Here is a 21,717-nt window from a genome sequence, read left to right as displayed (position 1 = left end):
CCCGAATAAAAACCGAGGAGTCACCGATGTCCGAAACACTGCACAAGACCCCGCTGCACGCCCTGCACCTGGAACTGGGCGCGCGCATGGTGCCGTTCGCCGGCTACGACATGCCCGTGCAATACCCCTTGGGCGTGCTCAAGGAGCACCTGCACACCCGCGAGCAGGCCGGCCTGTTCGACGTTTCGCACATGGGCCAGATCATCCTGCGCGGCAACGACGCCGCCAAGGCCCTGGAAACCCTGGTGCCGGTGGACATCATCGACCTGCCGGTAGGCATGCAGCGCTATGCCATGTTCACCAATGCCGAGGGCGGCATTCTCGACGACCTGATGGTCGCCAACCTCGGCAACGACACCCTGTTCCTGGTGGTGAACGCCGCCTGCAAGGACCAAGACCTGGCCCACCTGCGCCAGCACATCGGCAGCCGCTGCGAGATCCAGCCGCTGTTCGAGGAACGCGCCCTGCTGGCCCTGCAAGGTCCGGCGGCGGTCAAGGTGCTGGAGCGCCTGGCACCTGCGGTGGCGAAGATGACGTTCATGCAGTTCCAACCTGTTCAACTGCTCGGCGCCGACTGCTATATCAGCCGCTCGGGCTACACCGGTGAGGACGGATTCGAGATCTCCGTGCCGGCCGACAAGGCCGAAGCGCTGGCGCGCGGTCTGCTGGCCGAGCCAGAGGTACAGCCAATCGGCCTTGGCGCACGCGACTCACTGCGCCTGGAAGCCGGCCTGTGCCTGTACGGTCACGACATGGACACCACCACCACGCCGATCGAGGCCAGCCTGCTGTGGGCCATTTCCAAGGTGCGTCGGGCCGACGGCGCGCGTGCCGGTGGTTTCCCGGGCGCCGAGACCGTGTTTGCCCAGCAACAGGCAGGCGTGGCACGCAAGCGTGTCGGCCTGCTGCCCCAGGAGCGCACCCCGGTGCGTGAAGGCGCGCAGATCGTCGACGCGGCAGGCGAAGTGGTCGGTGAGGTGTGCAGCGGCGGCTTCGGCCCGACGCTCGGCGCGCCGGTCACAATGGGTTATGTCGATAACGAACACGCCACGCTGGACACCCCGCTGTTTGCAATGGTGCGCGGCAAGCAAGTTGCCATGAAAGTCAGCAAAATGCCTTTCGTGACACAGCGTTACTACCGTGGCTGAATGAGTGGTTTGGGCAGGCTCGACATATTCGTTTTCGAACCTGCCCAATAACTTCTGAACATAGCGCCAGGCCAGGCGCCACGGCGTTTCCGACAAATCGGTCGGTGATCGGAAAAAGCCTGATTTTCGCTCGTCGCGAGGGCTTGTTTTTCGCTCGGCAGTTGGCGTAGAGTCACTGCACTGTGTTTGCATGGGTCGCAACAGTTCGTGACCTGGGCCAGTAGCCGCAATCTGCTACAACCCGTTCGACGTCTCTTACTTTCCTGCAACCCAGCCCAGTAGTCTTTCACTTACAAAAAGTGTGAAAGAAACTGTCATCAATATTTAAGCTTCATAGGAAATAAGACAATGGCTGAGCGTCAGAACGGTACCGTCAAGTGGTTCAATGACGAAAAAGGTTACGGCTTCATCACCCCAGAAAGCGGTGCTGATCTGTTTGTTCACTTCCGTGCCATTCAAGGCAACGGCTTCAAGAGCCTCAAGGAAGGCCAGAAAGTGACCTTCATCGCTGTGCAAGGCCAGAAAGGCATGCAAGCTGACGAAGTCATTCCAGAAGCGTGACTTCCTGAAAAAAGCCCCTGTGTTGACGCACAGGGGCTTTTTTGTGCGCGCAATTCCATAGAATGGGCCTTTGCCATCTGGAGCTGTCATGCATGTCCAAGCCACTGCTCAACCCCCAGGGTGATTTCCCGCCGGTCGGCCTGGGCCGTCGCCTGGCCGCGATGTTCTACGACTTCCTGCTGTGCACCGCCCTGCTGATCGTGACTGCCGGCGCCTACAAGATGATCCAGATGGCGATCATCGGCGAGGCGCGCATGCGCGAGCTGACCGAGGCCGGTGCCTTGGACGGCGACCCGCTGCTGTCGACGATCCTGCTGTTCGCCCTGTTCGGCTTCTTCGCCAAGTTCTGGACCCACGGCGGCCAGACCCTCGGCATGCAGGTGTGGGGCATGCGCGTGCAGAACGCCGATGGCAGCGCCATCAGCCTCTGGCAGGCGTTGCTGCGTTTCGTGGTGTCGATCGCCTCATGGCTGTGCCTGGGGCTGGGTTTCATCTGGTCGTTGTTCGACAAACGTAAACGCAGCTGGCACGACATCTATTCCGAGACCCAGCTGGTACGCCTGCCCAAGCGCAAGAAGTGAGCTGCGCGGGCATCAGGCCTGCGCGAAAAGCACCCATGAAAAAGCCGACCCTGAGGTCGGCTTTTTCATGGGTTCCGGCCTATCAGCCGGCCCGGCGCATCAACCACAAGCCCGCCAGCGCACAGATACCGGCCGGGATCACCACCGCCAGCAGCGGCGGGAAGCCAAACACCTGGCTCGATGGGCCCAACAGCTCCCCGGCAATGCGGAACACGAAGCCCACCAGCACACCGGTGAACACGCGCTGGCCCAGGGTGACCGAACGCAGCGGACCGAAGATGAACGAAATCGCCATCAGCACCAGTGCCGCGGTGACCACCGGCTGCAGGACCTTGGTCCAGAACGCCAGCCAGTAGCGCGCGTTGTTCAGCCCCTGATCGGACAGGTAGTGGATGTAGTCCCACAGCCCGGTGATCGACAGCGACTCCGGTGCCAGCACCACGGTGTTGAGCAGCTCAGGGGTCACCGACACGTCCCACACCTCTTCGGGGCTCTTGACCACTTCGGTATGGTCACCGCGGAAGTAGGTGGTGGCCACGTCGTTGAGCATCCATTTGCCATCGACGTACTGCGCCCGGCGGGCGAAGCTGGAGGTCTGGATCTTGCGCTCGCTGTCGAACCGGTAGCGGGTCACACCCAGCAGCAGGCCATTGGGCTGCACCGAGTTGATGTGCACGAATTCCTCGCCCTGGCGGTGCCACATGCCGCGCTTGGAGCTTTGCGCCTCGCCTCCGCCCTGGGCCAGCGAACGGTCAGCCTGGGCCTTGTTCTCGGTCACCGGGGCCACGTATTCGCCGATCAGCAAGCCGACCAGCATCAGCACCAGCATCGGCTTCATCACCGCCCAGACGATGCGACCGATGGACACGCCGGCGGCGCGCATGATGGTCAGCTCGCTGCTGCTGGCCAGGCTGCCCAGGCCGATCAGGCAGCCGATCAGCGCCGCCATAGGCAGCATGTCGTAGAGCCGGCGCGGCGCGGTGAGCAGCACGAAGCTGCTGGCGTCCATGACCGTGTAGGTGTCGCTCAGGTCGCCCATCTCATCGATGAAGGCGAACAACGAGGCCAGGCCGAGGATGATGCCCAGCACGGCGAGAATGGCCAGCAGCACGCTCTGGCCGATGTAGCGATCGAGTTTAACCACGGGCCACCTCCGCACGGCGAGCGGCGCGCTTGAGACGCAGCGGCTCCCAGTACATCAGCGCCAGGCCGATCAGCAGGAACAGGCCATGGACCCACCAGATACCCAGCGAGAGAGGCAACTTGCCCTTCTCCAGGGCGCCACGCACGGAAATCAGCATTGTCAGATAGGCCATGTACAGGAGAATCGCCGGCAGCAGCTTGAGGAAGCGGCCCTGGCGCGGGTTGACGCGGGACAGCGGCACCGCCAGCAAGGTAACCACGAACACCAGCAGCGGCAGCGACAGGCGCCATTGCAGCTCGGCGCGCTCACGCAGCCCTTGGTGCCCGAACAGGTCGGAGGTCGGGATGGCCTCGCGCTCGGTCACCTCCTCGGCGACCTCCGGCTTTGGCAGCAGCACGCCATAGGTGTCGTACTTGATCGCACGGTAGTCGGCCTGGCCGGGATTGCCGTCGTAGCGGTAACCGTTCTGCAGCACCAGGTAGCGGTTGCCGTCGGCCTGCACTTCCTGGTGGCCCTTCTCGGCGACCAGGACCGAAGGCGCGCGGTCCTTGGTCTTGTCCTGGTTGAAGCGCTTCTCGGAGATGAACACGCCCGCCAGGTTGATGCGGTCATCGGACAGCTGCTCGGTGTAGGTCACCCGGGAGCCATCGCGCAGGGTCTGGAAACGGCCCGGCACCAGGGTGTCGAACTCGGTCAGGGTGTCCTGCTGGGCGATGATCTTCTGCACCTGGGCAACCCCCAGGGGGGCCAGGCTCAGGCTCAGCCAGGCCACCAGCAGGGCGACCAGTGCCGCCGGCACCATGGTCACGGCCAGCAGGCGCTGTTGGCTCATGCCAGTGGCCGAGAGCACGGTCATCTCGCTTTCGAGATACAACCGGCCATAGGCAAGCAGAATACCGAGGAACAGCCCCAGCGGCAGGATCAGTTGCAGGAAGCCCGGCAGGCGGAACCCCATGATCATGAACAGCACGCCCGGGTCGAGCATGCCTTGGGCCGCCTGGGCCAGGTACTTGATGAAGCGCCCGCTCATGATGATCACCAGCAGCACAGCGCTGACGGCGCTCAAGGTCACAAGGACCTCGCGGGACAGATAACGAAAGACGATCAAACCAGACACTCCTGGGTTGTCAGGGGCTCAAAGCCAGACGAACGATTCGGACAGCCAAGACCAATGCCGGTTCGCCAAGGCGAACCTCCATGTAAAAGTGCGCGCATTATCCTGTGATTGACGGCGCCTGTCACTTGGCCGCGCAGCATGGCGCATATCGGGGTTGTCATCGTGGTCGCGGCGGGCTCAAACTGGCAGCTTTTCCGCTGGCAGGCAGCGCCCGTCAGCCGCGAATTCCGAGCGCCTGCGAAAGACAGCGCCCACTGACAGACAGATCATTCGGGGACCCCAGACATGGAATTGGTTGTAAAAAGCGTAGCCGCTGTATCCGTCAAGACCGCGACGTTGGTCGTACCCGTCGGTGAAGGCCGCAAGCTCGGCGCCACCGCCAAGGCCGTCGACCAGGCCACCGAAGGCGCCATCAGCGCGCTGCTCAAGCGCGGCGACCTGGCCGGCAAGCCGGGCCAGACCCTGCTCCTGCACAGCCTGCCGGGCCTGAAGGCCGAGCGCGTGCTGCTGGTCGGCAGCGGCAAGGACGAAGCCCTCGGCGACCGCGCCTGGCGCAAGCTGGTGGCCAGCGTCGCCGGCGTGCTCAAAGGCCTGGGTGGCGGCGACGCCGTGCTGGCCCTGGACGACATCGCCGTTACCGGCCGCGATGGCCACTACGGCAAATACCGCCTGCTGGCCGAGACCCTGCTCGACGGCAACTACGTGTTCGACCGTTACAAGAGCCAGAAGGCCGAACCGCGCGCCCTGAAGAAAGTCACCCTGCTCACCGCCAAGGCCGGCCAGCCCGAGGCCGAGCGCGCCGTCAAGCATGCCAGCGCCATCGCCACCGGCATGGCCTTCACCCGCGACCTGGGCAACCTGCCGCCGAATGTCTGCCACCCGAGCTTCCTCGCCGAACAGGCCAAGGACCTGGGCAAGGCGCACAAGGGCCTCAAGGTCGAGGTGCTGGACGAGAAGAAGATCAAGGACCTGGGCATGGGCGCGTTCTACGCCGTGGGCCAGGGCAGCGACCAGCCTCCGCGGCTGATCGTGCTCAACTACCAGGGCGGCAAGAAGAGCGAAAAACCGTTCGTGCTGGTCGGCAAGGGCATCACCTTCGACACCGGCGGCATCAGCCTCAAGCCCGGTGCCGGCATGGACGAGATGAAGTACGACATGTGCGGCGCCGCCAGCGTGTTCGGCACCCTGCGCGCCGTGCTCGAGCTGCAGCTGCCGATCAACCTGGTGTGCCTGCTGGCCTGCGCCGAGAACATGCCGAGCGGCGGCGCCACCCGCCCCGGCGACATCGTCACCACCATGAGCGGGCAGACCGTCGAGATCCTCAATACCGACGCCGAAGGCCGTCTGGTGCTGTGCGACACCCTCACCTACGCCGAACGCTTCAAGCCGCAGGCGGTGATCGACATCGCCACCCTGACCGGCGCCTGCATCGTCGCCCTGGGCAGCCACACCTCCGGCCTGATGGGCAATGACGACGCGCTGGTCGGCCAACTGCTCGACGCAGGCAAGCGCGCCGACGATCGCGCCTGGCAACTGCCGCTGTTCGATGAGTACCAGGAGCAGCTGGACAGCCCGTTCGCCGACATCGCCAACATCGGTGGCCCGAAGGCCGGCACCATCACCGCCGGCTGCTTCCTGTCGCGCTTCGCCAAGGCCTACCATTGGGCGCACCTGGACATCGCCGGCACCGCCTGGATCAGCGGCGGCAAGGACAAGGGCGCCTCGGGCCGCCCGGTACCGCTGCTCACCCAGTACCTGCTGGACCGCGCCGGCGCCTGATGGCGCGCAGCCGGTGGCGCCCACGCGCCACCGGCTGGCACTGAACAATCATGAGCAAAGTCGATTTCTACATCCTGCCCAGCGACTCGCTGTCGGTGCGCCTGGATTTCGCCTGCAAGCTGTGCGAAAAGGCCTGGCGCCTCGGCCACCGGGTCTATCTGCACTGCCAGGACGAGATGCAGCGCAGCGAACTCGACCTGCGCCTCTGGCAGTTCAAGGGCGAGGCCTTCGTACCCCACGACCATGCCGAACAGCACCCGGACGCCGTTGTCGCGCTGGGTGTCGGCAACGATGCTGGCCAACACCGCGACCTGCTGATCAACCTGGGAAGCGAGGTTCCGGCCTTCGTCGGCCAGTTCGAACGGGTCGCCGAAATCGTCGTCGAGGAGCCGGCCATCCGCCTGGCCGCTCGCGAGCGATTCCGTTTCTACCGCGAACAGGGCTATGCTCTGCAAGACCACCGCTTACAGCGACTCTGACGACGATGGACAAGCAGCTGAACTCCCTCACCCATTCCGCCCACCTGCTCGACGACCTCGAGTCGATCCGCGAGCTGCTGGGCGACGCCGACCTGCAACCGCCCCTGCTCACCGAAACCGTGGAGCAGATTCCCCTTTTGCTCGACGAGCCGAGCGCCGCAGCGCCTGCTGCAGCACCGGCACCGGCACCGACTCCGGCACCTGAAGAGGATGCCCAGACCCGCCGCCAGGACACCCTGCTGCATCTGGACGCCGAACTGCGCGCCGCGGCGCAGTCGATCATGCAAGACGTGATCAACGACTTCACCCCGCACATCGAGACCGAGATCAAGCGCCGCCTCGACGCGCGGCTGGAGCGGTTGCTCAAGCGTTCCGAGTAACCCTTCGTCCGCATCGCGGGGCAAGCCCGCTCCCACCAGCGGGCTTGCCCGCTACACCTGTCTTGAAACGCGCAGCTTGGTTATACTTCCCGGCTTTCCCGAATTAATGCCTAAGGGTCCCGCCGCGCATGGATAAGACCTACCAGCCGCACGCCATCGAAACTTCCTGGTACAACACCTGGGAGTCCGAGAACTATTTCGCCCCACAAGGTGCAGGCGAGTCCTACACCATCATGATCCCGCCGCCGAACGTGACCGGCAGCCTGCACATGGGCCACGGCTTCAACAACGCGATCATGGACGCCCTGATCCGTTTCCGCCGCATGCAAGGGCGCGACACCCTGTGGCAGCCGGGCACCGACCACGCCGGTATCGCCACCCAGATGCTGGTCGAGCGCCAGCTCGAGGCCAAGGGCCAGAACCGCCATGACCTGGGTCGTGAGCAATTCCTGGAGAAAGTCTGGGAGTGGAAGGACCAGTCGGGCGGCAACATCAGCCGCCAGATCCGCCGCCTGGGCTCGTCGGTGGACTGGAGCCGCGAGCGCTTCACCATGGACGACGGCCTGTCCGAAGCGGTCAAGGAAGCCTTCGTGCGCCTGCACGAAGACGGCCTGATCTACCGCGGCAAGCGCCTGGTCAACTGGGACACCAAGCTGCACACGGCGATCTCCGACCTCGAAGTGGAAAACCACGACGAGAAGGGCCACCTGTGGAACCTGCGCTATCCGCTGGCCGACGGCGCCAAGACCGCCGACGGCAAGGACCACCTGGTGGTTGCCACCACCCGTCCGGAAACCCTGCTCGGTGACGTCGCCGTTGCCGTCAATCCGACCGACGAGCGCTACCAGGCCCTGATCGGCAAGTTCGTCAAACTGCCGCTGGTCGGCCGCCTGATCCCGATCGTCGCCGATGACTACTGCGACCCCGAATTCGGCACCGGCTGCGTGAAGATCACCCCGGCCCACGACTTCAACGACTACGAAGTCGGCAAGCGCCACAACCTGCCGCTGCTGAACATCTTCGACAAGAACGCCACCGTGCTGGCCGCGGTGCAGGCGTTCAACCTCGACGGCAGCGTCAACGAGCAGCTCGACACCTCGCTGCCAGCCCAGTACGCCGGCCTCGACCGCTTCGTCGCGCGCAAGCAGATGGTTGCCGACCTGGACGCCCAAGGCCTGCTGGTCAGCATCGACGACCACGCCCTGAAGGTGCCGAAAGGCGACCGCTCCGGCACCGTCATCGAGCCATGGCTGACCGACCAGTGGTACGTCTCTACCAAGCCGCTGGCCGAGCCTGCCATCGCTGCCGTCGAAGACGGCCGCATCCAGTTCGTGCCCAAGCAGTACGAGAACATGTACTTCTCATGGATGCGCGACATCCAGGACTGGTGCATCAGCCGCCAACTGTGGTGGGGCCACCGCATCCCAGCCTGGTACGACGAGGCCGGCCAGGTCTATGTCGGCCGCGACGAGGCCGAAGTGCGCGCCAAGCACAACCTGGGCAGCGATGTGAAGCTGCGCCAGGACGACGACGTGCTCGACACCTGGTTCAGCTCGGGCCTGTGGACCTTCTCCACCCTGGGCTGGCCGGAACAGACCGAGTTCCTGAAGAAGTTCCACTCCACCGACGTGCTGGTCACAGGCTTTGACATCATCTTCTTCTGGGTCGCCCGGATGATCATGCTGACCATGCACCTGATCAAGAACGAGGACGGCACCCCGCAGGTACCGTTCAAGACCGTCTATGTGCACGGCCTGGTACGTGATGGCCAGGGCCAGAAGATGTCCAAGTCCAAGGGCAACGTCCTCGACCCGCTGGACATCGTCGACGGCATCACCCTCGACGCCCTGCTGGAAAAACGCACCAGCGGCATGATGCAGCCCAAGCTCGCCGAGAAGATCGCCAAGCAGACCAAGGCCGAGTTCCCTGAAGGCATCGCCAGCTACGGCACCGACGCCCTGCGCTTCACCTTCTGCTCGCTGGCCTCCACCGGCCGTGACATCAAGTTCGACATGGGCCGCGTCGAAGGCTACCGCAACTTCTGCAACAAGATCTGGAACGCCGCCCGCTACGTGCTGGACAAGGGCGAGGACTGCGGCCAGAACGGCGAGGCCTACGAGCTGTCGCTGGCTGACCGCTGGATCATCTCGCAGCTGCAGCGTACCGAAGCCGAGGTCACCCGCCAGCTCGAGCAGTTCCGCTTCGACCTGGCCAGCCAGGCCCTGTACGAGTTCATCTGGAACCAGTACTGCGACTGGTACCTGGAGCTGTCCAAGCCGGTATTGTGGGACGAGAACGCCCCGGTCGAGCGCGCCCGTGGCACCCGCCGCACCCTGGTGCGCGTGCTGGAAGTGGCGCTGCGCCTGGCCCACCCGTTCATGCCGTTCATCACCGAAGAGATCTGGCAGCGCATCGCGCCGCTGGCCGGCATCGACGGCAAGACCATCATGCTGCAGCCATGGCCTGAAGCGAACGAGAGCCGCATCGACGCCGCCGCCGAAGGCGACATCGAGTGGCTCAAGGAACTGATGGTCGGCCTGCGCAACATCCGCGCCGAGATGAACATCGGCCCGGGCAAGCCGCTGCCACTGTTCCTGAAAAACGCCAACGCCGACGACCAGCGTCGCCTGCAGGAAAACGAAGCCCTGCTCAAGAAGCTGGCCAAGGTCGAGTCGTTCACCGTGCTCGGCGAGCAGGACGAAGCACCGCTGTCGGCCACCGCCCTGGTGGGTGACCTGCAAGTGCTGGTGCCGATGGCCGGCCTGATCGACAAGGACGCCGAGCTTGCGCGCCTGAGCAAGGAGATCCAGCGCTTGCAAGGTGAAGTCCAGCGCGTCGGCGGCAAGCTGTCCAACGCCGCCTTCGTCGACAAGGCCCCGCCTGCGGTGATCGAGAAGGAACGCGCCAAGCTGGCCGAATCGGAGCAGGCCCTGGCCAACTTCACCGAACAGCATGCGCGGATTGCTGCGCTGTAATTCAAACGTGAAGCCATAGGGGGCTGCTTCGCAGCCCATCGCCGGCAAGCCGGCTCCCACAGGTACTGCACTATCCTGCGGGAGCCGGCTTGCCGGCGATGCTTTTTCAGGACCCCACCATGACCCAGAAACCCACCCTGCACCCGCGCAACCGCCACCAGGGCCGCTACGACTTCCCCGCCCTGATCAAGGCGCATCCGGACCTGGCCCGCTTCACCATCACCAATCCCTACGGCAAACCCAGCATCGACTTCGCCAACCCTGAAGCCGTGCGGGTGTTCAACCGCGCCCTGCTCAAGGCCCAGTACGGCATCCAGCACTGGGACATCCCCGCCGACTACCTGTGCCCGCCGATTCCCGGCCGCGCCGACTACATCCATGTGCTGGCCGACCTGCTGGGCGAAGACAACGGCGGCGAAATCCCCCGCGGCGCCCAGGTGCACGCCCTGGATATCGGCGTCGGCGCCAACTGCATCTATCCCCTGCTCGGGCACAGCGACTACCGCTGGCGCTTCACCGGCTCCGACATCGACAGTGTGGCACTGGCCTCGGCCAAGGCCATCGTCCAGGCCAACAAGCTCGACAAGGCCATCGGCCTGCGCCTGCAAGCGGATCGCAAGCACATCCTCAGCGGCCTGCTGCAGGCCGACGAGCGCTTCGACCTGACCCTGTGCAACCCGCCCTTCCACGCCTCGCGCGAGGAAGCCACGCGCGGCAGCCAGCGCAAATGGAAGAACCTCGGCAAGCAGGACCCCAAGCGCAAGCTGCCGGTGCTGAACTTCGGCGGGCAGAATAATGAACTGTGGTGCGAAGGTGGCGAGATCCGCTTCGTCTCCCAGTTGGTCGCCGAAAGCGCGCAGTACGCGGCCCAGGTGCTGTGGTTCACCAGCCTGGTGTCCAAGGCCAGCAACCTGCCGGGTATCGAGGCAGCCTTGAAAAAGGCCGGGGTGAAGGCCCTGCGCATCGTCGAGATGGGCCAGGGGCAGAAGCAGAGCCGCATGGTCGCCTGGAGCTTCCAGGACGATGGCACACGCCAGCAATGGCACGCCCTGCGTAAATCACGGGCATGAAAAAACCGCGCCCGGGCAAGCCGGGCGCGGTTTCGTCAAATCAACAATTACTTGTTGATCGAGTCGGTCAGCACTTTGGCTGGAACGAACTTGACGACTTTCTTGGCAGCGATTTCGATGGCAGCGCCAGTCGAAGGGTTGCGGCCGGTACGGGCAGGACGCTCGGTGACTTTCAGTTTGCCGATGCCTGGCAGGGTGATTTCGGCGCCGTTTTCCAGTTGGTCGGCGACGATCTGGCCCAGTTGCTCCAGGGCGTTACGCGCGGTGGTTTTCGGCGCGTCGATGGCTTCAGCGATATCGGCAATCAGTTGGTCTTTGGTCAGTGCCATGGTGGTGTTCCTTCCCTATCAAATTCAGTGGTTGTGCAGCGTGCTTGGTCGGTGGTCGGGCCAGCCCGGGACAATCCAGAGGCCGCGTCGATCGCGTATGTAGATACGCAAATCGGCGTTTGGTTCGACACCGCGCAAGCGATCTGCCAGCAATGCGCCACCCAAGGGGCGCAAGACCGCGCAAAGCTACCACAGGAATCGATAAATATCCGCTGCCGACCGCGTTTTTGTTCAGGTTTTTCGGGGGTTTTCAGAAAAATCGCAAATATTTGAACAAAAAACGAACAACCGACATATACGCCAACATCTGGCCACTGCACCACCCTCGCCCTGGGTTAAACTGAACGCCTTTTGCAGCGCGGCTTTTCACCGCTCCTATCACCGAGAATTCCATGCCAATCCGTCATTGCATCGTTCACCTGATCGACAAGAAGCCCGATGGCAGCCCCGCCGTGCTCCATGCTCGCGACAGCGAACTGGCGGCCTCCGACGCCATCGAAAACCTGCTGGCCGACCTCAACGACAGTTACAACGCCAAGCAAGGCAAAGCCTGGGGCTTCTTCCACGGCGAGTCCGGGGCCTATCCGTTCAGCGGCTGGCTCAAGCAATACCAGGACGGGGAGAAAGACTTCGCCACCTTCAGCCGCGTGGCCGTCGAGCACCTGCAGAAGCTGATGGAAGAGTCCAACCTGTCCACCGGCGGCCACGTGCTGTTCGCCCACTACCAGCAAGGCATGACCGAATACCTGGCCATCGCCCTGCTGCACCATAGTGAAGGCGTGGCGGTCAACGCCGAGCTCGACGTGACGCCCTCGCGCCACCTGGACCTGGGGCAGTTGCACCTGGCGGCGCGGGTCAACCTGTCCGAGTGGAAGAACAACCAGAACTCCAAGCAGTACATCTCGTTCATCAAGGGCAAGAACGGCAAGAAAGTCTCGGATTACTTCCGCGATTTCATCGGCTGCCAGGAAGGCGTGGATGGCCCGGGCGAGACCCGCACCCTGCTCAAGGCCTTCAGCGACTTTGTCGAGAAAGAGGACCTGCCGGAAGAATCCGCCCGCGAGAAGACCCAGACCCTGGTCGACTACGCCACCACCCAGACCAAGCTGGGCGAGCCGGTAACGCTGGAAGAGCTCTCCAGCCTGATCGACGAAGACCGCCCCGAGGCGTTCTTCGACCATATCCGCAACAGCGACTATGGGCTGTCGCCGGAGATCCCGGCCGACAAACGCACCCTCAACCAGTTCCGCCGCTTCACCGGGCGTGCCGAGGGGTTGTCGATCAGCTTCGAGGCGCACCTGCTCGGCTCGAAGGTCGAGTATGACGAAGAAGCCGGGACGCTGGTCATCAAAGGCCTGCCGACCCAGCTGATCGATCAGCTGAAACGGCGCAAGGACTGAGAAGGTCGGGGGCGCATTGCGCCCTCCGGCGACCAGGGACAGATCGTCTGTTTATAAGACTTTCCCCATTCCCTGTAGTCCATTTCCCAAACATACTTCCAACCCCTTTCAAGCCATTGCGGTGCTCTGGGTTGGCCTCTAGTCTCGGACGGTCGCTGCACATTCAGCGACCGGCTTTGACAGGCCGCTGAGAACCTTCCGCATGGCTCGCTCTATGGCGGTTGTGCGTGGGGCACCTCGTGTGCGCCGGGTCAGGTTCTCTCACCGGTCTGTCAACCCACGCATAGCTGCCACCCACTTGTTTGACAGCAGTTGGTGGTGGCCCTTCTGAGAGAGCCAAGCCAATGCTTAAGATTGTCCCCGATCCACCCCACAACCCTCATTCCCTTGAAGACACCCTCATCCAGGCCACCGAGTACGCCCTGTGCGCCTTGACCGTGGCCCATCATGCCGTGCAGCTAAAACCCAGGTCGCCGGCTGCCGTGCTGATGATGGCGTCGATGCATGAGATGGAGTCGCTGCGTGTGTTGCTCGAAGCGGCGTTGATCCAGGTGCAGATGCCGGCGCAAGCGCCAACGTTGCATTAAGCCCAATCGCGGGGCAAGTCGCAGCGATGGCGCCCGCACAGGCACCGACCATTTCAGGGAGAACAACCATGACCACAGACAACACCCCGACCACCGCCGGCAAGACCAAGTTCTACCAGGGCGAAGGCATGACCGACCCGCTGTTCTGCATCGAGCCCGGCATCCCCTGCCAGCACGCCCGCGACCAGGCCTCGGAACTGATGGGCTGCGTACGCGACCTGACCATCACCGGGATCATGGAAGAAAAGCCCCAGCTGCTCTGGGCGTCGTATTACCTGAGCGCCCTGGCCAAGGCGCTGATGGATGATGCCGAACTCGGCATGAAGCACTAGAAATATCGGGGGCTATGTGGCGCCAGGGGTATGCATGGCCAAGGCCCCGCAACGTGTCATGGGGCCCTGGCGACACCAATATAGGAGGCCACCAACGCCTCCTTCGCCGCCTTGCGCAGTTTCTTCACCAAACGCTCCTGGCGCAGCGCCTCGCCTTTGTCCGGCCACTGCTCCACATACACCAGCGCCTGCGCCGGGCTGGTCTTGAAATACCGCGCGCCCTGCCCTTTCTGGTGCTTGATGAAGCGCCGCTGCGGATCGTCGCTGATACCGCAGTACAGCGAGCCGTTGGCGGCACGCACCAGATAGACGTACCAGGGTTTGCAGTCGGGGGAAGGCGCTGTTTCGCTCACGGCTCGGTTCGGTGCAACGGAAGAAGGCCGCCAGCTTAACGCCTCAGCGCGCCTGCTGGAATGCGCGAAGCCCCTTGAACGCCTGCTGGCGCACCTTGTTCTGCAACATCGGCGACCAGCCCAGCAGCACGCCCGGCATGCCCAGGGCCTGACGCGTCCAGCGCCACAGGTCGAAACTGTCGTCGTGCTGGCAGATCAGCCCGTCACGAATCACGAAGCGCGCCTGGATATCGTTGACCACCACCCGCCCGGTCTGGCTGAACAGATAGGTTGCCACCCAATGCGCGCCGCCGCCGCGTTCGTCACTGCGCACGTTGTCGAAGGTGAGGGTGAAATCCTTGGCGCGGCGGGTGAGCATGCGCCACATGTCCCCGGCATCCTGCCCGCGCAAGGTGCCGAAGACCGGATCGCTGAAAACGATGTCGTCGCTGTAGCAGGCCACCATGGCCTCGGCGTCCAGGCGCTGGAAGGCCTGGTAGAAACGGGTGATCAGGGCGCTGTTGGCATCGCTCATTGGCGGTTATCCATGCTTGGGCTCGAGAAGCGCAAGATAGTCCGGGCCCGGCTTTGGCGCCACAGCCATTTGCGCCATGAATGGTGCCGAAGCCCGAACCAGCTGCCAGTAGACCTCAGACCCGCTCGCTGACCACACCCACATGCAACGCACGCCCGGCACCCAGCCCGAACGCAATGGCGCCGATCCCCAGTACCGCGAAGATCCAGCCCACCGCACCCCAGCCCCCGGTCAGGTCATGCACCAGCCCCACCGCGAACGGCCCCATGGAGGCCAGGGTGTAGCCGACCCCCTGGGCCATGCTCGACAGGTTGGCCGCCACATGGGCATCCTTGGAGCGCAGCACGATCAAGGTCAACGCCAGGGCAAAGGTGCCGCCCTGGCCCAGCCCCAACAGGATCGCCCAGCCCCACAGCCCTTCCAGCGGCGCGTACAGGCAGCCGAACAACCCGCCCAGGGTCACCAGCATCACCACCACGATGGCCAGGCGCTGATCCTTGCCGCGCGTCGCCAGCCATGGCGCGCTCAGCGAACTGACCAGTTGCACGATCACCGAGCCGGACAGCACCAGCCCCGCCTCGGTCGGGCTCAGCCCACGGCCGATCAGGATCGACGGCAACCAGCCGAACACGATGTAGGCCAGCGACGACTGCAGGCCCATGTACAGGGTCACCTGCCATGCCAGCGGGTCACGCCACAGGCCCTGCACCCGGTAGGCCACCTTGTGCACGCCATGCCCCTGGTGGGACTGGGGTAGCCACACCAGCATCGCCAGCAGCGCCGGCAGCATCCAGAAGCCCAGCCCCAGCGCCCAGCTGTCATCGAAGTGGCGGGTCAAGGGCACCGTGGCACCCGCGGCCATTGCAGCGCCCAGGCACAGCGCCATGGTGTAGACGCCGGTCAGGGTGCCTGCATGTTGTGGGAAATCACGCTTGACGATGCCAGGCAGCAGCACGCCGATGATGCCGATGCTCGCACCCGCCATCAGGCTGCCGAGGAACACGCCGGTGGCGCCCAGGGTACTGCGCACCAGGATGCCCAGCGCCAGGGTCAGCAAGATACCGAGGATGACCCGTTCGCTACCGAAACGTCGTGCCAGGACCGGTGCCAGCGGCGCGAAAAGCCCCAGGCACAGCACCGGCAAGGTGGTCAGCAGCCCCGCCTGCGATGCGCTGAGCCCCAGCCCTTCGGACACCTGCCCAAGTACGGGCGACATGCTCGACAGCGCCGGGCGCAGGTTCAGCGCCACCAGCACCAGGCCCAGCAACAACAGCCAGGGCCGGCGCAGCACCACAGGCTGTTGCTGGACTTGCTCATCGTCGGCCTCGGCGTCGATCAGCAGTTCTTCGAGGTCCGCCTCGCGGGGCGCGGTGTTGCGGGTCAGTTGTTCGGCCATGGCCTTCTCGTGGTCAGGATTCGATAAGGGTCCGGCTCAGGTGCTTGGCCCGCTCCGGATCGCGTTGTTCGAGGGCGTCGAGGATCTGCCCGTGCAGGTCGAACACGGCCTGGCAACGGGGGACGGTCGTCATGTTGTGCTGCAGGGCCGCGCCGACCACGCCGGAAAAGTAGCGGTACAGCTCGCTCAAGGCGGGGTTGTGGGCGGCATCCACCAGGCGCTGGTGGAAGACCAGGTCGCATTCGACATAGGCATCCACATCGCCGTGGTAGTGCTGCGCGCTGTGTTGCAGGGCTTCGCGCAGCGCCTGCAGGTCGGCGTCGGTGCGGCGCGACGCGGCCAGGCCGATGGCTTGTGTTTCAAGAATATGGCGGGTTTCGCGGGCGTGTTCGACGGCGCAGCGCGACATCACCTGCACGGCCTGCAGCGGGTCCACGGCGGTGCGCAGGTAGCTGCCGTCGCCCTGGCGGATTTCCACCAGGCCGCTGAAAGCCAGAACGCGCATGGCCTCACGCACGGTGTTGCGGCTTATGCCCAGGTCGCTGGCCAGCTCTGGTTCGGTGGGCAGGCGCTGGCCTACTGACCAGGTGCCCTGAGCGATGCGCGCGCGGAGCTGGTCTACGGCTTGTTCTACCAGGCTGCGTTTGATGAGCGGGGTCACGGGCGGCTTACGTCCAGTCATCGGATGAATTGCTTGACGATAGCGGGTTGGTAAACAGGGAGCAAGGTGCGGTTGTTGTCTTATTGGCTTCAGGGGGCCTTGTGACAGCACCTTGAAGCCCATCCCTTCCAAGGTCTTTCGGGCGCAAAGGTTGTTGAGCGCATCACGGCCGCCAGGTGCCCGCCGTAACTCTTGCAGCGCCTATGAGATCGAGCGCCGCCCGCGCGGCGCATCGCTGGCAAGCCAGCTCCCACATCTGTTTCGGGCCAGTCTGTCCTGTGAAGTCGTCGCTGCCCGCCTTGACGCGTGCCTTGAGACAGGTGGGACATCAATGGTGCCTACGCTGAAACCGCGTCGTACCCACAAGGCGTACAGCCGCGGCGGCGCAGGCATAACTGGCCCGAAACAAATGTGGGAGCTGGCTTGCCAGCGATGCGCCGCGCGGGCGGCGCTCGATCTCATAGGCACTGCAAAGCTCGCGGCGGACACCTGGTGGCCCTGATGCGGTCAACAATCCTCGCATCCAAGGCCGTAAAAGAGATGCCCCTGAAACCGCAACAGGCCGAATCAGGCCTGACGTGCCTTCTTCATCCGGAACGCCACCCACAGCACGGCGATCCACGCCGGGATCAGCATCACCGAGATACGGATTGGCGGGGTGAGGTACATCACCACCAGGATCAGCACGATGAACGCCAGGCACAGGTAGTTGCTCAGCGGGTGCCATAGGCTCTTGTAGAACGGCGTGATGCCGGCCGCCAGCTTGGCCTTGCGGAACTTCAGGTGGGTGATGCTGATGCTCGCCCAGTTGATCACCAGCGCCGACACCGCCAGGGCCATCAGCAGGCCAAAGGCCTCGCCCGGCATCAGGTAGTTGATCAACACGCACAGGCCGGTGGCGAACGCCGATACACCCAGCGCGGTGAGCGGCACGCCACGGCGACTGACCTTGAGCAGCTGGCGCGGCGCGTCACCCTGCGTGGCCAGGCCGAACAGCATGCGGCTGTTGGCGTACACGCAGCTGTTGTAGACCGACAGCGCGGCGGTCAGCACCACGATGTTGAGGATGGTCGCCACCAGGTCGCTGTCCAGTTCATGGAAGATCATCACGAACGGGCTGCCGCCCTGCACCACCTTCTGCCAGGGGTACAGCGACAACAGCACGGCCAGCGCGCCGATGTAGAAGATCAGGATGCGATAGACCACCTGGTTGGTCGCCTTCGGGATGCTCTCACGCGGGTTGGCCGCTTCGGCGGCGGTGATACCCACCAGCTCCAGGCCACCGAAGGAGAACATGATCACCGCCAGGGCCATGATCAGCCCGGTGACGCCATTGGGGAAGAAGCCGCCGTACTGCCACAGGTTGGCGACGCTGGCATCCGGCCCGCCGTGGCCGCTGCTCAGCAGCCAGGCGCCGAAGCCGATCATGCTGACGATGGCCACCACCTTGACCAGGGCGAACCAGAACTCCATTTCGCCATATACCTTCACCTGGGTCAGGTTGATGGCGTTGATCACCACGAAGAAGATCGCCGCAGTGGCCCAGGTGGGGAAGTCCGGCCACCAGTACTGCACATAGATCCCCACGGCCGTGAGTTCGGCCATGCCGACCAGCACATACACCACCCAGTAGTTCCAGCCCGAGACGAAACCGGCGAACTCGCTCCAGTACTGGTGCGCGAAGTGGCTGAAGCTGCCGGCAACCGGCTCCTCGACCACCATCTCGCCCAGCTGGCGCATGATCAGGAAGGCCATCAGGCCGGCGATGGCGTAGCCCAGCAGCACCGACGGGCCGGCCAGCTGGATGGTCTGGGCGATGCCCAGGAACAGCCCGGTGCCGATGGCCCCGCCCAGCGCGATCAGCTGGATATGACGATTCTTCAGCCCGCGCTGCAAGCGCTCGGGCGTGCTCTGGTCTTGCATGAAGTGTCCTTTAGGTGAGGCAGTGTTATTGGTTTTGCTTGCAATGGGCTAGTGTGGTGTTTCACAAATAACGACCATAACTCGCGGCGCTTTTTGCGCTCATGCGGCGTTGTCGCTCCTCGCCGTAGCTGGGCTACGACTCGTCGCGATGCCTTGCCTGAGCGCAAAAATCGCTCGCGATTTATTGGTCGTATTTGCAAAACACCACACTAGATCCATCCACCCCATTGCAAGAAGAAAATCCCGATGTTCGTGGTGACGGCGGCCATCAGTGTAGTGATCACGATGATTGACGCCGCCAGTTCATGGTTACCGTTGGCCTCCCGCGCCATCACATAGCTGGCCGCCGCAGTGGGGCTGGCGATGTAGAGGAACAGGATGCCCAGTTCGGCACCACGGAACCCGCACAGCCAGGCACCCAGGGTGCCCAGCAGCGGCAGCCAGACCATCTTCACCAGGCTGACATCGACGGCCAGCCTGCCGCTGTCGCGCAGGACCGCCAGCGACAGGGTGCCGCCGATGCAGATCAGCGCCAGCGGCAGGGTCATCTGGGCCAGGTAGTCACCGGAGGTCAGCAGCCAGTTGGGCAGCGGCACCTGGCCGTAGGCCATGGGTGTTGCCACCAGCACGCTGAGGATCAACGGGTTGCTGAAGATGCTCTTGCAGATGCTCCACGGGTCGGACTTCAGGTCCGGGCTGTACACCGCCAGTACCACCGCCGACAGCGAGTTGTACATGAGGATCACCAGCCCGGCCAGCACCGCGCCGAGGGATATACCGTAGTCGCCATACAGGCTGGCCGCCAGTGCCAGGCCGATCACGCCGTTGTTGCCGCGAAACGCGCCTTGCGTGTAGACGCCGCGGTCGGCCCGCGGGCAGCGCCAGATCGCCAGGCCCCAGGCCAGGCCGAAGCACGCCAGCGTCGCGCCGACGAAGTAGAGCATCACCCCTGGTTTTACCGCCGACGCCAGGTCGGCGTGGTAGATGCCGAGGAACAGCAGCGCCGGCATGCACACGTTGAACACCAGCTTGGAGGCGACCCGGTTGAAGTTGTCGTCGATCAAGCGGATGCGCTTGAGCAGCACGCCCATGAACAGCATGGCGAATACAGGTGCCGTGATGTTCAGTGTCTGGATGAGAAGGGCGAGCATGCAACGTGGTCCCGGGAAATGCGGTTAGGAGGGCAATCATACGTGAGAGCCGGGGGCTTGCGCCCGCCACAGCTGCCAGATGCCAGCACAAAGGGGGCTTGACGTAGGAAATTTCCTGCATATGATGCATATCACTGTATATATATACAGTATAAAAATGGATTATCCAGACATTGCAAGGAGCAAATCATGTCAGGAATGCAAACAGCGCCTGCGGCCATGAAAGCCCAGGCCACGCTGGTGGTCGCTGACCTCGACCAGTTGTTCGATGAGCACGGCATCGCCCTACCCGGCCCCGACAGCCATCTGGTGCTGGTCATGCACGGCCACCACACCCTCAAGTATCACCGCCCTGCGCCACCGTCGGCTGGCGGCAATGCTGCGCAGCGCGGCCCGGAGCTGTTCTTCGAAGGCGCAGAACACACCGCTATCGGCGACAACACCCTGTTGCGTTACGAGACAGGCCAACCAGGCACCCCCGCCCATCAGTCGCCATTCCCGCTGCCCAACGGCCTGAACCTGACCTATGGCCAGGTGATCGCCCTGGGCGGCGACTTCTATGGGGTGCCCGAGCGCCCGATTGCCGATGGCGGCAACGACGCCGAACGAGTCGAGCGCTTCATCCAGGCGTTCGACTCCCTGGCGCGCCTGCCGGCGGCCAAGGCGGAAGCCGAACAGATCCTCGCGGTCATGCAGGAAGAAATCCGCGCCGCCAACCAGGCCCTCAAGGACGGCCGTCAGCCCCATGAAGCCTATGACGCACTGGGCGACAGCCTGTCGGCACGCTGGAACCGCATCACCGGCGGCGGCAGCTTCGCCTCTGACCTGTTCCCCCTGGGCCGCTACCTGAAGCTGGCCGCCAGCAACTGGGACCACTTCGGCCCCTGGGCGCTGCTGGCCTACCAGGCCGGCCACGCCGCGGCCTTGCAACAGGCGCTGAAAGCCCGCGCCAGCGGCGCCGAACGCGACCTGCAACTGGCCTATGCGATGAACGCCTTCGCCGACCACTTCCTCACCGACCTGTTCTCCGCCGGCCACCTGCGGGTACCGCGCAAGGCCCTGGCCGACACCGTCACGCCGAGCGACGTTGGCTCGCTGATCTCGCGCTTCATGCACGACGAGGACAGCAAGTACGGCCTGGCCGTGCGCAATGCCGAGGGCGAGCAATGGCGCGCCTACGGCGACAAGCGCTACTTCGACAGCGTCGATGTGGCCAACCGTCGTCAAGTGGCGCGCGCCGTGCAGCGCTCGGCCGATGAAGTGTTCCAGGCCTTCGCCGAGGGCCACGTACCCCAGGCCAAGGACTTTTCGGCCCTGCGCCTGGCGCCCGACCTGCACGCCGCCGAACAGGACCTGGTGCCCGGCAACTTCGCCCCGCTGTACTTCCAGGACGGCAAGGCGGTGCTGCGGCGCAAGGACGTCAACGACCTCAACGACCGCAACCGCATCGGCGACTGGTGGGGCTGGAGTACCTACCTGCTGCTCAAGGACTACAAGCCGAACAAGCCCACCGGCTTCATCGATGCCCCTGCCACCTCGCCGGTGATCACCGGCTGGGAGCGTCGTGAACCCGATGGCCTGAACTGGCAACGGGGCAATGCGGTGCGCTATGCCTTCAGCATCACCGACCACCTCAACGAGTCGTACATTGGCCCTTGGAGCGGCTATGCGGAGCTCACCGACCAGTTCTACCCGAGCGTGCAGGTGCCGGCGGACGGCAAGCAACGCGGACGCAACCTGTTCCGCCAGTTCCGCGGAGGTTCACCGGAGCTGATTGCCAGCCTGGACGGCAAGACCACTCTCTATATCGATCGCAACGCGTGACAAGGAGGTCACC

21 protein-coding genes are annotated in these 21,717 nt (G+C 64.1%); 12 read left to right on the top strand and 9 right to left on the bottom strand.

Annotated features, from left to right (window positions below):
• Positions 1-26: 26 nt before the first annotated feature.
• The 3 genes from gcvT (at position 27) to ACQ4OD_RS02135 (ending at position 2,290) form a co-directional block, all read left to right on the top strand.
• Positions 27-1,148: a glycine cleavage system aminomethyltransferase GcvT gene (gcvT, locus tag ACQ4OD_RS02145; protein ID WP_430943811.1), complete on the top strand. Its 1,122-nt coding sequence runs from the start codon at positions 27-29 to the stop codon at positions 1,146-1,148.
• Positions 1,149-1,496: 348 nt separating this feature from the next.
• Positions 1,497-1,709: a cold-shock protein gene (locus ACQ4OD_RS02140; RefSeq protein WP_139669039.1), complete on the top strand. Its 213-nt coding sequence runs from the start codon at positions 1,497-1,499 to the stop codon at positions 1,707-1,709.
• Between the two features lie 92 nt (positions 1,710-1,801).
• Positions 1,802-2,290, top strand: coding sequence for an RDD family protein (locus tag ACQ4OD_RS02135; RefSeq protein WP_046854298.1), 489 nt, complete (start codon positions 1,802-1,804; stop codon positions 2,288-2,290).
• A gap of 82 nt (positions 2,291-2,372) precedes the next feature.
• On the opposite strand, the gene lptG is transcribed toward ACQ4OD_RS02135, so the two are convergent.
• Positions 2,373-3,434, bottom strand: a complete 1,062-nt coding sequence (lptG, locus tag ACQ4OD_RS02130) for an LPS export ABC transporter permease LptG (protein ID WP_023632477.1) — start codon at positions 3,432-3,434, stop codon at positions 2,373-2,375.
• Positions 3,427-4,542, bottom strand: a complete 1,116-nt coding sequence (gene lptF, locus ACQ4OD_RS02125; RefSeq protein WP_102682966.1) for an LPS export ABC transporter permease LptF — start codon at positions 4,540-4,542, stop codon at positions 3,427-3,429. The genes lptG and lptF overlap by 8 nt, the downstream gene beginning before the upstream one ends.
• 294 nt (positions 4,543-4,836) lie before the next feature.
• On the opposite strand from lptF, the gene ACQ4OD_RS02120 reads away from it, so the two are divergent.
• From ACQ4OD_RS02120 to rlmF, 5 genes are all read left to right on the top strand, one after another.
• Positions 4,837-6,330: a leucyl aminopeptidase gene (locus tag ACQ4OD_RS02120; RefSeq protein ID WP_110699880.1), complete on the top strand. Its 1,494-nt coding sequence runs from the start codon at positions 4,837-4,839 to the stop codon at positions 6,328-6,330.
• Between the two features lie 50 nt (positions 6,331-6,380).
• Complete coding sequence (locus tag ACQ4OD_RS02115; RefSeq protein ID WP_198754428.1) at positions 6,381-6,809, top strand: DNA polymerase III subunit chi; 429 nt, start codon at positions 6,381-6,383, stop codon at positions 6,807-6,809.
• 5 nt (positions 6,810-6,814) lie between these two features.
• Positions 6,815-7,189 (top strand): DNA polymerase III subunit chi, encoded by a 375-nt coding sequence (locus ACQ4OD_RS02110; protein WP_198754427.1) that lies wholly within the window; start codon positions 6,815-6,817, stop codon positions 7,187-7,189.
• A gap of 128 nt (positions 7,190-7,317) precedes the next feature.
• Positions 7,318-10,164: a valine--tRNA ligase gene (locus ACQ4OD_RS02105; RefSeq protein WP_102682970.1), complete on the top strand. Its 2,847-nt coding sequence runs from the start codon at positions 7,318-7,320 to the stop codon at positions 10,162-10,164.
• A gap of 119 nt (positions 10,165-10,283) precedes the next feature.
• The gene (gene rlmF / locus ACQ4OD_RS02100) at positions 10,284-11,234 is read left to right on the top strand and encodes a 23S rRNA (adenine(1618)-N(6))-methyltransferase RlmF (protein WP_139669033.1); all 951 of its coding nucleotides are present in this window, start codon (positions 10,284-10,286) and stop codon (positions 11,232-11,234) included.
• Between the two features lie 47 nt (positions 11,235-11,281).
• Here rlmF and ACQ4OD_RS02095 read toward each other — a convergent pair whose 3' ends face one another.
• Positions 11,282-11,563, bottom strand: coding sequence for an HU family DNA-binding protein (locus ACQ4OD_RS02095; RefSeq protein ID WP_004882926.1), 282 nt, complete (start codon positions 11,561-11,563; stop codon positions 11,282-11,284).
• A 392-nt stretch (positions 11,564-11,955) separates the two neighbouring features.
• Between ACQ4OD_RS02095 and yejK the strand changes: the two genes are divergently transcribed.
• The 3 genes from yejK to ACQ4OD_RS02080 all read left to right on the top strand — a co-directional run bounded on the left by yejK (position 11,956) and on the right by ACQ4OD_RS02080 (position 13,882).
• Positions 11,956-12,963, top strand: a complete 1,008-nt coding sequence (yejK, locus tag ACQ4OD_RS02090; RefSeq protein WP_110699888.1) for a nucleoid-associated protein YejK — start codon at positions 11,956-11,958, stop codon at positions 12,961-12,963.
• Between the two features lie 344 nt (positions 12,964-13,307).
• Positions 13,308-13,550 carry a hypothetical protein gene (locus ACQ4OD_RS02085; RefSeq protein WP_046854291.1) on the top strand — a complete coding sequence of 81 codons (243 nt, stop codon included), beginning with the start codon at positions 13,308-13,310 and terminating at the stop codon, positions 13,548-13,550.
• Between the two features lie 68 nt (positions 13,551-13,618).
• Positions 13,619-13,882 (top strand): DUF3077 domain-containing protein, encoded by a 264-nt coding sequence (locus ACQ4OD_RS02080; RefSeq protein ID WP_102685470.1) that lies wholly within the window; start codon positions 13,619-13,621, stop codon positions 13,880-13,882.
• Positions 13,883-13,938: 56 nt separating this feature from the next.
• Here ACQ4OD_RS02080 and ACQ4OD_RS02075 read toward each other — a convergent pair whose 3' ends face one another.
• The 6 genes from ACQ4OD_RS02075 to ACQ4OD_RS02050 form a co-directional block, all read right to left on the bottom strand.
• Positions 13,939-14,235 carry a GIY-YIG nuclease family protein gene (locus tag ACQ4OD_RS02075; protein WP_198755473.1) on the bottom strand — a complete coding sequence of 99 codons (297 nt, stop codon included), beginning with the start codon at positions 14,233-14,235 and terminating at the stop codon, positions 13,939-13,941.
• A 43-nt stretch (positions 14,236-14,278) separates the two neighbouring features.
• Complete coding sequence (locus tag ACQ4OD_RS02070) at positions 14,279-14,749, bottom strand: nuclear transport factor 2 family protein (protein WP_139669029.1); 471 nt, start codon at positions 14,747-14,749, stop codon at positions 14,279-14,281.
• Positions 14,750-14,864: 115 nt separating this feature from the next.
• Positions 14,865-16,145 carry a CynX/NimT family MFS transporter gene (locus tag ACQ4OD_RS02065; protein ID WP_430943810.1) on the bottom strand — a complete coding sequence of 427 codons (1,281 nt, stop codon included), beginning with the start codon at positions 16,143-16,145 and terminating at the stop codon, positions 14,865-14,867.
• A 13-nt stretch (positions 16,146-16,158) separates the two neighbouring features.
• Positions 16,159-16,827: a FadR/GntR family transcriptional regulator gene (locus ACQ4OD_RS02060; protein WP_102685474.1), complete on the bottom strand. Its 669-nt coding sequence runs from the start codon at positions 16,825-16,827 to the stop codon at positions 16,159-16,161.
• Between the two features lie 546 nt (positions 16,828-17,373).
• The gene (locus ACQ4OD_RS02055; protein WP_046854285.1) at positions 17,374-18,729 is read right to left on the bottom strand and encodes an amino acid permease; all 1,356 of its coding nucleotides are present in this window, start codon (positions 18,727-18,729) and stop codon (positions 17,374-17,376) included.
• 209 nt (positions 18,730-18,938) lie between these two features.
• Positions 18,939-19,880, bottom strand: a complete 942-nt coding sequence (locus ACQ4OD_RS02050) for an AEC family transporter (RefSeq protein ID WP_430943809.1) — start codon at positions 19,878-19,880, stop codon at positions 18,939-18,941.
• Positions 19,881-20,069: 189 nt separating this feature from the next.
• On the opposite strand from ACQ4OD_RS02050, the gene ACQ4OD_RS02045 reads away from it, so the two are divergent.
• Positions 20,070-21,704, top strand: a complete 1,635-nt coding sequence (locus tag ACQ4OD_RS02045; protein WP_430943808.1) for a phospholipase — start codon at positions 20,070-20,072, stop codon at positions 21,702-21,704.
• Positions 21,705-21,717 lie beyond the last annotated feature (13 nt).

It is taken from the genome of Pseudomonas sp. WC1, from assembly GCF_050586565.1.
Classification (GTDB): domain Bacteria; phylum Pseudomonadota; class Gammaproteobacteria; order Pseudomonadales; family Pseudomonadaceae; genus Aquipseudomonas.
This window is presented reverse-complemented; position numbering and strand designations above follow the sequence as displayed.